Origin of the sequence: Kineococcus mangrovi, from assembly GCF_041320705.1 — a bacterium.
GTDB lineage: Bacteria > Actinomycetota > Actinomycetes > Actinomycetales > Kineococcaceae > Kineococcus > Kineococcus mangrovi.
Window position 1 is genome coordinate 260,332 of record NZ_JBGGTQ010000002.1, and the last position, 15,213, is coordinate 275,544.

Here is a 15,213-nt window from a genome sequence, read left to right on the forward strand (position 1 = left end):
CATGGCCACCCCCGAACTGCAGCTGCCCACCGCCCCCGCCGACGCCTGGCACGACGGGGTCGCCGTCTGGTCCGCGCCGCTCGTCGTGGACAGCTACCTGCCGACCGAGCCCAGCGCCTACCCGGCCTACCTGCACCGTCGCGTGTACCAGGGATCGTCCGGGCGGGTGTACCCGCTGCCCTTCCACGAACGCATCGCCGCGGACAAGGCGCCCCACGCCTGGCAGGCGGTCCACCTGGAGAACGAGTGGCTGCGCGTCGTCGTCCTGCCCGAGCTCGGCGGCCGCGTGCACGTCGTGCACGACAAGCAGGCCGGGTACGACCTGTTCTACCGCAACAACGTCGTCAAGCCCGCGCTCGTCGGCCTGGCCGGGCCGTGGATGTCCGGCGGCATCGAGTTCAACTGGCCGCAGCACCACCGCCCCGCCACGTTCCTGCCCACCGACGTGGAGATCGAGCGCGGCGACGACGGTTCGGTGACCGTGTGGTGCTCCGACCACGACCCGTTCACGCGCATGAAGGGCATGCACGGCCTGCGGCTGACCCCGACCAGTTCCCGGCTCGAGGCGCACGTGCGGCTGTACAACCGCAGCCAGACCCCGCAGACCTTCCTGTGGTGGGCCAACGTGGCCGCCGCCGTGGGCGACGACTACCAGTCGTTCTTCCCTGCCGACGTCACCCGGGTCGCCGACCACGCCAAACGTGCCGTCGTGTCGTTCCCCGTCCCCGACGCGCCGTACTACGGCGTCGACTACGCCGCTCAGGCCGCCGCGGAGGGACCCGAGGCGGGCCGGCTGGACTGGTACCGCAACATCCCGGTCCCCACGTCGTACATGGCCCTGGACACGGTGGAGGACTTCTTCGGCGGCTACGACCACGCCGCCGGGGCGGGGTTCGTGCACGTCGCCCCGCACGAGATCTCCCCCGGCAAGAAGCAGTGGACGTGGGGGAACGCGCCCTTCGGCTGGGCCTGGGACCGCAACCTCACCGACGCCGACGGCCCCTACGTCGAGCTCATGGCCGGCGTCTACACCGACAACCAGCCCGACTTCGCGCACCTGGCCGCCGGTGAGACGAAGACCTTCACCCAGGCCTGGTACCCCATCCACGGCACGGGCCCGGTGCAGTTCGCCACCTCCGACCTGGCGGTGTCGCTGCGCACGGGCGAGGCCGGGACGGAGTTCTGGTTGTGCCCGGCGCAGGCGCTGCCCGCCGCCGTCGTCACGGTCACCGCCGCAGCGGAGGTCCTGCACCGCGAGACGGTGGACCTGCGCCCCGGCCGGACCGTGCAGGTGGGCGTGGACCGGGCCGACGCCTCCGGGCTGCGGTTCACCGTCACGCACGCCGGCCACGACGTCGCCGTCTGGACCGTCGGGAGCCCCACGGTGCCGGACGTCGCCCCCAGCACGCAGCGGGCCGCGGCGCCGCCGCCGCCCGCGGAGGTCGGCTCGATCGACGAACTCGTCCACATCGCCACCTACCTCGACCAGTACCGGCACGCCACCCGCTCCTCGGTGCCGTACCTGGAGGAGGTGCTGGCCCGTGACCCCGGGGAGTCGCGCGCCCTGGCGGCCCTCGGCGCCAAGGCCCACGAACGAGGTGAGCACGAGGCCGCGGTGGACCTGCTCTCGCGCAGCGCAGCCGCTGCGACGCGTTGGACGTCCACCCCGGCCTCGGGCGAGGCGCACTACCGCCTCGGTCTGGCGCTGGTGTTCCTGGGCCGCGACGGCGAGGCGGCCACGGTCCTGGCCCGCGCCTCCTGGGACGCGCGGTTCGCCACCTCTGCCCGGTTCGCCCTGGCACGGCTGCGCAGCCGGGACGGGGACGTCACGCGCGCGGTGCGGACCCTGCGCGAGGCGCTCGACCTCGACCCTCACCACCTGCAGTCCGCCGACCTGCTCGCGGCCCTCCTCCTGGAGACCGGCCGGCACCAGGAGGCGCAGGAGGTGCTGGCCGCGACCCTGCGCCGTGATCCGCTGGACGCCTGGGCTCGCCACCTCGCTGGTCTCGACCCCACCCACGACGCCACGACCATGCTGGACGTGGCTCTGGAGTACGCCGCGGCCGGACTGTCCGCGCGGGCCGTCGACGCGCTGACGCACTCGCAGTCGCTGCTCGAGCGCACCGCTGTCGGGCAGGTGGACGTCGGTCCCCTCCTCGACCTGCACCGTGCGGTGCTGGCCGACCGCGCCGGGGACGGGCGGGGCGCCCGCGAGTGGGTCGAACGGGCGGCGGCCCGACCCACCACCACCGCGTACGCGTCGAGGCTGGAGGACGTCGAGGCGTTGCTCGCGGCGACCCGGATCGCTCCCGACGTCGCCCTGCCGCCCGCGCTGCTCGGGCACTGGTACTACGCGCACGGACGGCCCGTGGATGCCGTCGCCTCGTGGCGTGCGGCGCTGGACGCGGCCCCGGGCGACGACCTCGCCGCGGTGCTGCACCGCAACCTCGGGCTCGCGGCCTTCAACGACTCCGCGGACCCGGCTGCCGCCGAGGCCGAGTACGACCTCGCGCTGGCCGCCCGCCCTGAGGATGCCCGGCTGTGGTTCGAGCGCGACCAGCTCGCCCTGCGCACCGGCACGCCCGCGGCGCGGCGGCTAAAACCGCTGGAGGCCCACCGCCGGCTCGTGCTCGAACGCGACGACCTCACCGTCACCTTCGCCGGTCTGCTGATCGACGTCGGACGCGCCGAGGAGGCGCGCGAGTTGCTGGCCACGCGCGCGTTCCAGCCGTGGGAGGGCGGCGAGGGCCAGGTCCTCGGGGTCTGGGAGCGAGCCTGCCTCGCCGTGGCCGGCGGCCTGCTGGCGGACGGTGAGGCGCTGGGGGCCGTCCAGGTCCTCGAGGAGGCCCTCGAGCCGCCGGAGAACCTCGGGGAGAACCGGCACCCCCTGGCCACCACGGCGCAGTTGCGGCTGACCCTCGGCGACGCGCTCGCCGCTCTCGGCAAACCCGACGCGGCCACCGCGCAGTGGGAGCAGGCGGCGACCTCCACGGGTGACTTCGTGGACATGGCGCAGACCGCCTACAACCGCGCCACGATCCACGCGGCCGACGCGCTGACCCGGCTGGGGCGCTCGGACGAGGCGGTCGAACTCGTCGACCACCTCCAGTCGTGGCTCGACGGCTACGCCGAGAGCGAGGTGGAGGTCGACTTCTTCGCCACCAGCCTCCCGAGCTTGCTGCTGTTCGTCGAGCACCCTGCTGCCGCCCGCGACCGCGAGGTGGCCCACATCCGCCAACAGATCCAGACCTTCAGAGAGGCAGCGAACGACCGGTGAGCACCACGACGGCGCATCCGCCCACCCACCCGCCCGCGCAGGACGCAGATCCGCTGAGCCCCGTGAGCCTCGCGGGCAGGTGGACGGTGGCCCTGGACCCCACCGGCGTCGGGGAACGGGAGCTGTGGTTCACCCGTGCGGGTGCGGCAGCGAGCACCCGGCAGGACGTCACCCTCCCCGGGTCCCTGCAGGAGCAGGGCATCGGGGACCCGGTCGGTCCGGACACCGAGTGGACCGGCCTGGTGGTCGACAAGTCCTTCTACACCGACGACCGCTACGCGCCCTACCGCACCGCGGAGAACTACAAGGTCCCCTTCTGGCTGCAACCGCACACCTACTACCGCGGCGCCGCGTGGTTCCAGCGCTCGATCACCGTCCCGCAGGAGTGGGCCGGGCGTCGTGTCGTGCTGTCCCTCGAGCGCGTCCACTGGGAGTCCACCGTCTGGGTGGACGACGTGCGGGTCGGTTCCGACCGCAGCCTGAGCAGCGCCCACGAGTTCGACCTCGGACGGCTCTCCGCCGGCGAGCACCGGCTGACCCTGCGGGTCGACAACCGCACGGTGGTCGACGTCGGCCCCAACGCCCACAGCATCAGTGACCACACCCAGAGCAACTGGAACGGCGTCATCGGTGATCTGACCCTGCGCGCGCTGCCGGACGTGGCCATCCGGCAGGTCCGCGTGCGCCCGGACCTGGCCACTTCCTCGGCCCACGTCTCGGTCGACATCGCCGCCACGGTCGAGGGCGCCGGACGGGGGACGGTCACCGTGTCGGCCACCCGGCGCGACGTGCCCGGCCAGCCCGTCGTCGCACCCGTCGTCGCACCCGTCAGCGCGCACTACGACGCCGAGCACGGCGAGGGTCTGCAGGGCCGGGGCATGACCGCCGGCGGCAGCCACGTCGACCTCACCCTGCCCCTGGGTGACGCCGTGGCGACGTGGGACGAGTTCCACCCCGCGCTCTACGACGTCAGCGTCGAGCTGACGGCCCAGGTCGAGGGCCGGACCCACCACGACGTGCGGCGCACGACCTTCGGCATGCGCGAGGTCACCGTCGAGGGCACCCAGATCGCGGTCAACGGCCGTCGCACCTTCATCCGCGGGACCCTGGAGTCCTGCGTGTTCCCCCTCACCGGGTACCCGCCCACGGACGTGACGGCCTGGCGGCGCATCATCCACGTCGCGCGGGCCCACGGCCTCAACCTGCTCAGGTTCCACTCGTGGTGCCCACCGGAGGCGGCGTTCGCGGCTGCCGACGAGGAGGGTTTCTACCTCCAGGTCGAGGCACCCGTCTGGGCCAACCAGGGCGCGGCCGTGGGCGAGGGGCGACCGGTGGACCGGTACGTGTACGAGGAGACCCAGCGCATCCTCGACAGCTACGGGAACCACCCCTCCTTCGTGCTCATGGCGCACGGCAACGAACCCGCGGGGCGCGACGCCGAGTTCCTCGGGCAGTGGGTCGAGCACTGGCGCCGCCGCGACCCCCGTCGCCTGTACACCAGCGCCGCCGGCTGGCCCGCCATCACCGAGAACGACTTCGACAACATCCCCGGCCCGCGCACGTACGCCTGGGGCGAGGAACTGGACGCGCGGCTCAACGCACGACCGCCGGAGACGACCACGGACTACGCGGACTGGGTGGAACGCACGCCTCGCCCGATCGTGAGCCACGAGGTCGGTGAGTGGTGCGTCTACCCGAACTTCGCCGAGACCGGCAAGTACACCGGGCTCCTGCAGGCCAAGAACTTCGAGGTCTTCGCCGACTTCCTCGAAGCCTCCGGCATGTCCGACCAGGCGGAGGAGTTCCTGCACGCCTCAGGTCGTCTGCAGTTCCTCTCCTACAAGGAGGAGGTCGAGTCCGCGCTCCGGACCCCCGGTTTCGGGGGGTTCCAGCTGCTCGGCCTGACCGACTTCCCCGGCCAGGGCACGGCCCTGGTCGGCGTCCTGGACCCGTTCTGGGACGAGAAGCCCTACAGCACGGCAGCCGAGTTCGCCCGCTTCTGCGGTCCGACCGTCCCGCTGGCCCGGTTGCCGCGCCGGATCTTCTCGGCCGGGGACACGCTCACGTTCGAGGCCCAGGTCGCCCACTTCGGCGCCGCACCGCTGGACGCCGAGGTCACCTGGCGCCTGGAGAACACCTCCGGCGCCGTGCTGGCCGACGGGGTCGTCGTCGAGGGCGTCGTGCCGATCGGCAACACCGAGCGACTCGGCCAGGTCGAGGTTCCGCTGACCGGCGCGCGCACCGAGCACCTGAAGCTCGTGCTCGCGGTCCGCTCCGGTGACGGCCGCTCGTGGGAGAACGACTGGGACCTGTGGTCCTACGCGACTCCCACCACCCCCGAACCGGTCGGTGTCGTGGAGACGACCGACGTCGAGGAGGCGTTGCGGCGAGCCGGGGCCGGCGAGACGGTGCTCCTGGCCGCCGACCCGAAGCAGGTGGCCGGCGACGTCGGCCTGGGGTTCAGCACGGTGTTCTGGAACACCGCGTGGACACGCAACCAGGCCCCGCACACGCTCGGCATCACGCACGACCCGTCTCACCCACTCTTCGACGGCTTCCCCTCCGACGGTCACACCGACTGGCAGTGGTGGGAACTGCTGCACGACGCGGGGGCGATGGTCCTGGACGGTCTGCCGACCACGCTCCGGCCGCTGGTGCAGCCGATCGACACCTGGTTCTCCGCCCGTCGCCTGGGGACCTTGTTCGAGGCACGGGTGGGCCGGGGGCGGCTCGTCGTCTGCACGATGGACGTGCGTTCGGACCTGGACGACCGGCCGGTCGCCCGGCAGTTCCGTGACGGGCTCCTGCGCTACGTGTCGGGAGAACACTTCGCCCCGGGGACGACGATCGACCCGGACGACGTCCGGCGGTTGTTCGTGACGACGTGAGACCGACGGGCCGGGTGCGCGGACGCGCACTCGGCCCGGCGGCGGTGGGACGCGCGGGTTCTGCGGACCACCACGCCAGTGGCAGCACCGGTTCCAGCCTGCGCACACAACGCTCGGACCTGCTGGGGCCTTGGACCGTCACGGGTCTGCTGCCGTCCGCACACTGGCCATAGCTGCACTCGGAGGCATTCCGCCGCAGCGGGTGTGGACCCTGCTCTGAGGGTCAGAGACCTGTCGTCGAGACGCCGTGCTCAGCCTCGGCAGCCGTGAAACCGTCGAAGACCAGCTGCTCGATCAGGCTCTGGCGCGAGAAGGACGTCATGTCGAGGTAGCTGGCGGCCTTCTTCGCTGCCTGCTCGTCCCAGTCGACGTCCAGGTGGTCGACGGCGTAGGTCGTGTCGTCGTCGGAGAAACCCTCGAACTCCATCTGCTCGATGAGTCCCGAGCGCGAGAAGGGGGCGAACTCCAGGTAGCTCTCGGCCTTCCGGACGGCGTTCTTCTGGGCCACGGTCTGGCTCGAGGCCGCAGGGGCCCGGTCGAGGGCAGGAGCCTCACTGGTGGTCGGGGCAGGCGCGACGGGAACCGCCTGCTCGGCGACCGGTTCCTCTGCTGGCTGCTCGACGGAGGGCTCAGCCACTACAGGCTCCTCAGCGACGGTCTCCTCGCTGGTGCCGGCGGGTGCGGCGATGGACGTCGTGGAGGTGGCGGTGTTCATCCCCGAGCTGATGGCGCCGACGAGGACGATCCAGCCGATGACGCCGAGGGCGAGGGAGATGGACGAGACGACGATGCCGGTCTTGACGCGGGCGGGGCTGATCTCGCCGCGCTTGGCCTTCCCCCGGGCGACCAGACCCAGGACCAGGCCGATCACCGAGCAGATGCCGACGAGGAAGCCGACAGCGCCGAGGACGACGCTGGCGGTGGCGATGCTCGCGGGCTGGTTGGTCGGCTGCTGCTGCGGGGCCGGGTACTGCGCGGACATGTCGGTCTCCTGAAGTGTGTCTGGGTTACTACTGAGAGTCGCAGCTGCAACGGTTCCCGGTGACAGAACGTCACAAGTGCCGTACCCCCCTTTCGAGGGTCACGCCAGTCGACGGAAGGTCGAGCACCACAGGCGACAACGCTTCGTGGGACGAACGTGGCACGGGATGCCCAGCGGTCCGCGGAACCCAGCCAGAACCACTGCGGGAGCAGGTGGGCCCCCAGGGGATCGAACCCTGAACCCGCGGATTAAAAGTCCGCTGCTCTGCCGATTGAGCTAGAGGCCCGGACCCGGAGGTCCGAGGTCATCATCGCAGACCCGCCGCCGTCCCCGCCCGGCCGGTGCCCTGCGTGGAGCGAGTGGTGGGTGTCCTCGCCGGACACCGGAAAGAGCTGGCCCGAGCTCCGCTGTCACGACAGGATCGGGGTGTGGACGACCACGAGCGCACCCGCGAGGCCTGGGGGCGGGCGGGTGAGAAGTACGTCCGCGAGCACGCCGCGTTCCTCGCCGAGGCCCGCACCGCGACGCTCTTCCCGCACGAGCTGGACGTCGTCGGTCCCGTCCTGGCCCGCGGGCCCGAGGTACTGCACCCCATGAGCGGCAACGGGGTCGACGACCACGCCCTCCTGCACGCCGGCGCCGTGCGCGTCACGGGCCTCGACTACGACGAGCGGGCGGTGACGTCGGCGCAGGAGCGGGCCGACGCGCTGTGGGCGCCGGTCCGGTACGTCCGCGCCGACGTCCCGCCCTTCCCCGTCCCCGACGCCTCGGTCGACGTCGTCTACACCGGCAAGGGCGCGGTGGTGTGGGTCGCGGACCTGGAGGCGTGGGCCGGGGAGAGCGCGCGGGTGCTGCGCCCGGGCGGGCACCTCTTCGTCCACGAGGCGCACCCGATGGTCCCGCTCTACGGCCTGGACGCGCACGGCACGCGCGTCCGGGACGACCGCAGCTGCTTCGCCGCCTCCCACGTCAACGACACCTTCCCCGCGCACGGGGCGGTCGAGCGGCAGCACGCGCTGGGCGAGGTCGTCACGGCGGTCGCCGGGGCGGGGCTGCGCGTGGAGGTGCTGCGCGAGCACCCGGAGCCGTTCTGGCGGCCCGGGGACGTCGAGGCCGCGGCGTGGGGCGGCCGGTTGCCGAACTCCTACAGCCTCCTGGCCCGTCTCAGCGGGTGAGCCGTTCCTGCAGCAGCAGCGCGGCCGCGCCCACGGCGGGGGCGGTGGCCGCCGCGGACGACACCGTCACCGTGACGGGGCGCCGCCAGACCCGCGACGAGGCGGCCCCGAAGCGGTCGGTGATGGCGGTGGAGTAGAGCGCGGGCGCGGCGGCGAACCCGGGGCCGGTGAGCACGAGCAGGTCGAGGTCGAGGAGGTTGACGAGCGTCTCGGCGGCCGCGGCGACGTACCGGGCGGACTCGTCGAGCAGTCCGCGACAGGCGCTCCCGCCGGTGCGGGCGGCTCGCGCGACGGCGGCGAAATCGGTGGACACGGCCCGCCGGGAGTCCGGGTCCAGGCCGCTCTCCGCCCGCGCCTGCGGGTCGTGCACCGCGCGCCGGACCACGGCGGACGGGCCCGCGACGACCTCCAGGCAGCCTCGCCCGCCGCACCGGCACGGCGGGCCGTCGAGCTCGACGCACACGTGGCCGAACTCGGCGGCCAGACCTCGGGCCCCCCGCAGCGCGGTGCCGTCGAGGACGATGCCCGCCCCGAGCCCGGCCCCGAGGTACAGGGCGGCGAACGACCTCGACGCGTCGAGCCGCGCGACCCAGTACTCCCCCACGGCGGCGGCGGTCGCGTCGTTCTCGACGAGGACCGGCCACCCGGTGACCCGGCCCAGGGCACGTCGCAGCCCGTCGCCGTCGACCGTGAGCGGTGACGCCTCGGCCTCCCGGCCGGTGCGCCGCAGCAGGCCGCCGTCCGGTCCGCCCCACACGAGCCCGATGCCGAGGCAGGTGCCGCGGTCGGTCCCGCTGCCCTCCAGGAGCCGGTCGACGTCGCCGGCGAGCCGGGTCGCCAGCTCGGTCGTGTCGGTCGTGGGCGCCACGCGCCGGGTGAGGCGCGCGAGGATCCCGCCGGTCTGACTCGTGAGGACGTACGTCACGGTCGTCGTCGCGAGGTCGATGCCGACGGCGGTGCGTCCGCCGGGGTCGAGCTGCAGCAGCGTGCGCGGCTTCCCGGCCGTCCGGCTCTGACCTGCCTCGACGACGACGCCTTCGGCGAGCAGGCGCTTCACCGTCGTCGACACCGACGCCTCGGTCAGGCCGGTGCGGGCGGCGAGCTCGACGCGGCTCACGGGGCCGGCGGCCCGCAGGGCGTCGAGCAGGCGTTCGCGGGCTCCCCCGCGGGCAGGACGGCGAGGCGATGCCCGCACGGGGGTCGCCTGGTCCTCCACGGACGTCATGAACCGCTCCTCGACCGGGACGTTGCGCCCCTCCGCGGGAACTGTAGTGCCGCCGACCGGCCGCAGGGCGGGTCTTGACCTTACTTAGTCAACTTGTTTAAGTTGCTCCTCCTAGACGGACCGCACACCAGCCCGGGCACCGATGGGGGTCGCTGCGGGGCGGTCCGGCTCTCGCACCGCCGCGAGCGCGGCCCGCAGACCGAGGACACGCCGATGCCCCGTCCCACGCCCCGACTCATCCGCCTCCTGACCGCAGGGGCCGCCGCCGGCCTGCTCGTGACCACCGGCGCGTGCTCGGCCGGCGACAGCGGCGGAGGTGACGACGCGACCACGCTCGTCGCCTACACCGGACAGGCCGGCGACTACCAGATCAACTTCAACCCCTTCTCCCCCTCGGACATCGGCTCCAAGGGGCTCATCTACGAACCGCTGTTCTTCATCAACAAGACGGCGACCGAGGAGCCCAAACCCCTCCTGGGCACCGAGTACAGCTGGAACGGGGACGGCACCGTCCTGTCCGTGACCCTGCGCGAGGGCGTGACGTGGTCCGACGGGGAACCCTTCACCGCCGACGACGTCGTCTTCACCTACCAGATGCTGCTGGACCACGAGGGCATCAACGGCACCGGTTTCGACGCCGCCGTCGCCGCGACCGACGACACCCACGTCACGTTCACCTGGCCCGAACCCGCGTTCACCAAGGGCCCGGACGTCCTCACCACGGTCATCGTTCCCGAGCACCTGTGGAAGGACGTCGACCCCGAGACCGACGTCGTCGAAGAACCCGTCGGGACCGGCGCCTACACCCTCTCCGACTTCAAGGGCCAGGCTTACACCGTCGAGGCCAACGCGACCTACTGGGGTGGTGAACCGCAGGTCAAGACCGTGCGGTACCTCGCGCTGTCCGGCAACCAGGCCGGTGCCGACGCCATCGCCGCCGGCACCGTCGACTGGCAGACCGGCCCCATCCCCGACATGGCGAACACGCACCAGAACTTCCCGAGCTACGACACGGGATCGGTGGCGCAGAACCAGATGGTCCTCGGGGCCTGCGCCGAGGCCGCCCTCGGGTGCACGGGTCCGCAGACCGACCCGGCCGTCCGCCAGGCCCTCTTCTACGCGATCGACCGGACGCAGCTGAACAAGCTGTCGTTCCAGGACACGGCGCAGGAGATCTCCCCGACGATGGCGCTCACCAGCACGCAGGAGGCCGAGATCTCCTCCTCCGTCGAGCCGAAGGTGGCCCCCGCGACGGCCGACCCCTCGAAGGCCGACGAGATCCTCACCGCCGACGGCTGGACCAAGGGTCCCGACGGCATCTACGCCAAGGACGGGCAGAAGCTCTCCCTCACCGTCGAGGTCGTCACCGGCTGGACGGACTACATCACCGCGATCCAGACGATCGCCGCACAGGCCAAGGCCGCGGGCATCGAGGTCAACGCCGCCCAGTCGTCCTGGAACGAGTGGACCGACAAGCGCTTCAAGGGCGACTTCCAGCTCGCCATCGACTCCCTGTGGCAGGGCCCGGCCCCCGACCCGTACTACCTCTACAGCTACTTCTACGACAGCCGGCTGACGGCCCCGGTGGGGCAGAAGGCGCTGGGCAACAACTACGCCCGCTTCGCCGACCCGGCGGTCGACGCCGCGCTGGACGCCCTCTCGACCCTGGACCCGCAGGACACCGCCGCCCGTCAGGCGCAGTTCGACGTCATCCAGCGGGCCGTCGTCGATCAGATGCCGTACATCCCGCTCATGACGGGGTCGAACACCAGCGTGTGGAACACGGAGAAGTTCTCCGGCTGGCCGGTCGACGGCCGGCAGTACGCCTACCCGGCGGTCTGGTCAGCCCTGGACGCGGCGGAGATCCTCAAGGCGCTGACCCCCAACGACGCGTCGTGAACTACCTGCTGCGCAAGCTCGGCTTCTACGCGGTCGCCTGCTGGGCGGCGCTGACGCTGAACTTCGTCATCCCGCGGCTCCTGCCCGGCGACCCCGTCGACATCCTGCTGGCCAAGCTCAGCCAGCGCGGCGCCGTCGTGACCCCGCGGACCCGCGCCGCCTACGCGACGCTCCTCGGGGGCGACACGGACACCCCGCTGCTCACGCAGTACTGGACGTACCTGGGGAACATCTTCCGGGGAGACCTGGGCACCTCGATCAGCTACTTCCCCGCCCCCGTCACCGACGTCATCTCGGCGTCGATGCCCTGGACGGTCGTGCTCATCGGTCTGGCCACGGTCATCGCCTCGGTCCTCGGCGTCCTGCTCGGGGCCTTCGTGGGGTGGCGGCCGGGGACCTGGCTGGACTCCGTGGTCCCCGCGACGACCCTGCTGGCGGCCGTGCCGTACTTCTGGCTCTCGCTCGTCCTCGTCTACGTGCTGTCCCGCGTCCTGGGCTGGTTCCCCAGCCAAGGCGGCTACGACGTCGTCCTCGACCCCGGCTGGAACCTGCAGTTCATCGGCTCGGCGGTCTACTACGGGTTCCTGCCGGCCCTGACGATCGTCGTCGCCTCCGTGGGCGGCTGGCTCCTCGGGATGCGGAACATGATGGTCTCGACGCTCTCTGAGGACTACGTCCTCACGGCCCGGGCGAAGGGCCTGCCGGGACGGTGGATCCTGCGCGACTACGCCGCCCGCAACGCCGTGCTGCCCTCGGTCGCCGGGTTCGCCATCTCCCTGGCCTTCGTGGTCTCGGGGTCGGTCGTCACCGAGCAGGTGTTCTCCTACCCCGGCATCGGCTCCCGCCTGCTGGCGGCGGTGACGAACAACGACTACGCCCTGATGCAGGGGGTGTTCCTGTTCATCACCCTCGCGGTGCTGGGCGCGAACCTCGTCGTGGACCTGCTCTACACGGTCATCGACCCGCGCACCCGCGCCCGCTGAGAGGAGGACCCGTGACGAACACCACCGACCTCGCCGACCCCGGTCTCGGCGCCGTACCACCGCCCGGGAGCCCCGCGAGGAGACCCGCCCCCGCCTGGCGGATGCTCCTGCCGACGATGACCCCCTGGCTGGCCCTCGGTCTCGCCCTCGTCGCCGGCGTCTGCCTGTTCGGCCTCCTCGGGCCGCTGCTCGTCGGCGACCCCGACACCATCCGCGACATCGGGCTCAGCCCGCCCACGGCCCAGTTGTGGCTGGGCACGACGCAGACGGGTCAGGACGTCTTCGCCCAGCTCGCCCACGCCACCCGGGGGTCCTTGCAGATCGGGTTCCTCGTCGGGGCGCTCGCCACCGTCCTGTCGGCGTTCTTCGGCATCTACGGCGCCTACCTCGGCGGCGCTGCGGACGAGTTGTTCTCCCTGCTGACCAACGTCTTCCTCGTGATCCCCGGCCTCCCGCTGGTCATCGTCATCTCCGGTTTCGTCCCGCGCGAGAGCCGGGGGTTGTGGACCATCGCCGTCGTCCTGGCCCTCACGAGCTGGGCGGCGTCGGCGCGGGTGCTGCGCGCGCAGACCCTCTCGGTCCGCAACCGCGAGTACGTCGCCGCCTCCCGGTTGTCCGGGGAACGCGCCTGGCGCGTCATCGTCGTGGAGATCCTGCCGAACCTGCTGCCCGTGCTGGCCTCGCAGTTCGTCTTCGCCGTCATCGCAGCCGTGCTCGGCGAGGCCGGGCTGTCGTTCCTCGGCCTGGGGGCCTCCGGGTCCTCGACCCTCGGCACGATGCTGTTCTACGCCCAGAACGGGTTCGCCCTGCCCCTGGGCGCCTGGTGGTGGTTCGCCCCGCCGGGCCTGCTCATCGCCCTGCTCGGCACGGGGCTGTCGCTCATCAACTTCTCCATCGACGAGATCGTCAACCCCAAGCTCAAGACCGTGCGCACGCACCGTCGACGGGCGCGGGCAGCCGCACGCACGGCCCGGAAGGAGGCCCGGTGAACGCTCCCACCCGCGAGGTCGCCCTCAGCGTCCGCGACGTCACCGTCGTGTACGAGACGGAGGACCCCGTCACCGCCGTCTCCTCGGCCGGCTTCGACCTGCACCGCGGGGAGATCCTCGGTCTGGCCGGGGAGTCCGGCTGCGGGAAGACGACCCTCGCCTACGCCGTCAACCGGCTGCACCAGCCCCCCGCCCGGATCGCCTCGGGCAGCGTCGTCCTGCACGACGCGGTGACGGGCACCGACGTCGACGTGCTCGCGCTCGGTGAGGAGGAGCTGCGGGCGTTCCGCTGGTCGAAGCTGTCGATGGTGTTCCAGGGCGCCATGAACGCCCTCAACCCGGTGCGCAGCGTCGGCGCCCAGCTCGACGACACCCTGCGCGCCCACGCCCCCCGGCTGGACCGGCGAGCGCGACGCGAGCGGTCGGCGGACGTGCTCACCCGCGTCGGGGTCTCCCCCGACCGGCTGCGGGCCTACCCGCACGAGCTGTCCGGCGGCATGCGGCAGCGCGTCATGATCGCGATGGCCATGCTGCTCGAACCACAGGTGATGATCATGGACGAACCGACGACGGCGCTCGACGTCGTCGTCCAGCGCGACATCCTGCGCGAGATCGTCAGGCTGCGCGACGAGATGCAGTTCGCGGTCGTCTTCATCACCCACGACCTGCCGCTGCTGCTGGAGATCAGCGACCGGATCGCCGTCATGCGCGGCGGGGTCGTCGTCGAGCTCGACACCGCCGAGAACCTCTACCGGCACGCGACCCACCCCTACACCCGCAAGCTCCTCGGCTCCTTCCCCAGCCTGTCCGGGGACCGCGGGGCCTTCATCCGGTCCGGGGAACTGGACGCCGAACTCAGCGGGGAGACCGCGTGACCACCGTCAGCGTCAGCCACCTCACGAAGGACTACTCCCTGCGGTCCGGGCTGCGGCGCACCCCGTTGCGTGCCGTGGACGACGTGAGCTTCGACCTGCTGCCCCGCCGCACCGTCGCGCTCGTCGGGGAGTCCGGGTCGGGCAAGTCGACCATCGCCAAGCTGCTGACCCGGCTGGAGAAGCCGACGTCGGGGTCCGTCGACGTGCGGCTCGACGACGGGACCCCCGTCCTCGGGTCGGTCTACCGGCGACAGGTGCAGATGGTCTTCCAGGACCCCTTCGCCTCGCTCAACCCGTTCCACTCCGTCGGGCACCACCTCGCCCGCCCGTTGCTCCTGCACCAGCGCACCCGCGGGACGGCGCAGACCCACGCGCGGGTGCTGGAGATGCTGGAGCGGGTCAACCTCACCCCGGCCGACGCCGTGGCCGCCCGGCGACCGCACGAGCTGTCCGGGGGCCAGCGCCAGCGCGTCGCCATCGCCCGCGCCCTGGCCCCGGGCGCGAAGGTCCTCGTCGCCGACGAACCCGTGTCGATGCTCGACGTCTCCATCCGCCTCGGCGTCCTGAACCTGCTGGCGCGGCTGCAGCGGGAGGAGGACCTCGCCGTCCTCTACATCACGCACGACCTGGCCACGGCCCGGCACTTCTCCGACGAGGTCCTCGTCCTGTACCGGGGCCGCGTGGTCGAGCGCGGACCGGCGGACGCGGTGATCCTCGACCCCCACCACGACTACACGAAGCTGCTGGCCCAGGCGGCCCCTGACCCCGAGCGGCTCGGCAAGGTCGTCGCGACGGAAGCGGCCACCGACCGCACCGGCATCGACAACCGCGTCTGCTACGACCACCACCTGGGAACCTGGACCGGTGCGGACCACCCCGCACCGGTCCCGGGCTGACCCCCGCACACGAGAGGACGCACG

Annotated in this window: 10 protein-coding genes and 1 tRNA gene; 8 read left to right on the top strand and 3 right to left on the bottom strand. The window is 72.2% G+C overall.

All coding sequences use genetic code 11. The features are described 5' to 3' along the window. Position 1 precedes the first annotated feature (1 nt). Complete coding sequence (locus AB2L28_RS04335) at positions 2–3,277, top strand: DUF5107 domain-containing protein (RefSeq protein WP_370717502.1); 3,276 nt, start codon at positions 2–4, stop codon at positions 3,275–3,277. A 62-nt stretch (positions 3,278–3,339) separates the two neighbouring features. After that, positions 3,340–6,165 carry a DUF8487 domain-containing protein gene (locus AB2L28_RS04340; protein ID WP_370717503.1) on the top strand — a complete coding sequence of 942 codons (2,826 nt, stop codon included), beginning with the start codon at positions 3,340–3,342 and terminating at the stop codon, positions 6,163–6,165. A 223-nt stretch (positions 6,166–6,388) separates the two neighbouring features. On the opposite strand, the gene AB2L28_RS04345 is transcribed toward AB2L28_RS04340, so the two are convergent. Together AB2L28_RS04345 and AB2L28_RS04350 are read right to left on the bottom strand one after the other, a co-directional pair. After that, the gene (locus AB2L28_RS04345) at positions 6,389–7,147 is read right to left on the bottom strand and encodes an Ltp family lipoprotein (RefSeq protein WP_370717504.1); all 759 of its coding nucleotides are present in this window, start codon (positions 7,145–7,147) and stop codon (positions 6,389–6,391) included. A 213-nt stretch (positions 7,148–7,360) separates the two neighbouring features. Beyond that, positions 7,361–7,433: transfer RNA gene (locus AB2L28_RS04350), tRNA-Lys, on the bottom strand. A gap of 142 nt (positions 7,434–7,575) precedes the next feature. Here AB2L28_RS04350 and AB2L28_RS04355 point away from each other — a divergent pair. After that, positions 7,576–8,322, top strand: coding sequence for a class I SAM-dependent methyltransferase (locus AB2L28_RS04355; protein ID WP_370717505.1), 747 nt, complete (start codon positions 7,576–7,578; stop codon positions 8,320–8,322). On the opposite strand, the gene AB2L28_RS04360 is transcribed toward AB2L28_RS04355, so the two are convergent. Then, complete coding sequence (locus tag AB2L28_RS04360) at positions 8,312–9,547, bottom strand: ROK family transcriptional regulator (protein ID WP_370717506.1); 1,236 nt, start codon at positions 9,545–9,547, stop codon at positions 8,312–8,314. The two genes, AB2L28_RS04355 and AB2L28_RS04360, sit on opposite strands and share 11 nt — an antisense overlap. A 213-nt stretch (positions 9,548–9,760) precedes the next feature. On the opposite strand from AB2L28_RS04360, the gene AB2L28_RS04365 reads away from it, so the two are divergent. The 5 genes from AB2L28_RS04365 to AB2L28_RS04385 are packed head-to-tail and all read left to right on the top strand — an operon-like array spanning position 9,761 to position 15,189. After that, entirely contained in the window at positions 9,761–11,446 is a 1,686-nt protein-coding gene (locus AB2L28_RS04365; protein ID WP_370717507.1) for an ABC transporter substrate-binding protein, read from the top strand. After that, on the top strand, positions 11,443–12,429 hold the full coding sequence (locus AB2L28_RS04370; RefSeq protein WP_370717508.1) for an ABC transporter permease: 987 nt from the start codon (positions 11,443–11,445) through the stop codon (positions 12,427–12,429). Before AB2L28_RS04365 ends, AB2L28_RS04370 begins: the two co-directional genes overlap by 4 nt. An 11-nt stretch (positions 12,430–12,440) precedes the next feature. Continuing rightward, a complete protein-coding gene (locus AB2L28_RS04375) occupies positions 12,441–13,418 on the top strand; it encodes an ABC transporter permease (RefSeq protein ID WP_370717509.1) in 978 nt (325 codons plus the stop codon). Beyond that, positions 13,415–14,293, top strand: coding sequence for an ABC transporter ATP-binding protein (locus AB2L28_RS04380; protein ID WP_370717510.1), 879 nt, complete (start codon positions 13,415–13,417; stop codon positions 14,291–14,293). Before AB2L28_RS04375 ends, AB2L28_RS04380 begins: the two co-directional genes overlap by 4 nt. Beyond that, on the top strand, positions 14,290–15,189 hold the full coding sequence (locus tag AB2L28_RS04385) for an ABC transporter ATP-binding protein (RefSeq protein ID WP_370717511.1): 900 nt from the start codon (positions 14,290–14,292) through the stop codon (positions 15,187–15,189). Before AB2L28_RS04380 ends, AB2L28_RS04385 begins: the two co-directional genes overlap by 4 nt. Positions 15,190–15,213: the final 24 nt, after the last annotated feature.

Excerpts from the sequence above, each read along its gene's own strand:
- AB2L28_RS04335 (WP_370717502.1), top strand. The coding sequence starts at position 2 with ATGGCCACCCCCGAACTGCAGCTGCCCACCGCCCCCGCCGACGCCTGG.
- AB2L28_RS04345 (WP_370717504.1), bottom strand. The coding sequence starts at position 7,147 with ATGTCCGCGCAGTACCCGGCCCCGCAGCAGCAGCCGACCAACCAGCCC.
- AB2L28_RS04360 (WP_370717506.1), bottom strand. The coding sequence starts at position 9,547 with ATGACGTCCGTGGAGGACCAGGCGACCCCCGTGCGGGCATCGCCTCGC.
- AB2L28_RS04365 (WP_370717507.1), top strand. The coding sequence starts at position 9,761 with ATGCCCCGTCCCACGCCCCGACTCATCCGCCTCCTGACCGCAGGGGCC.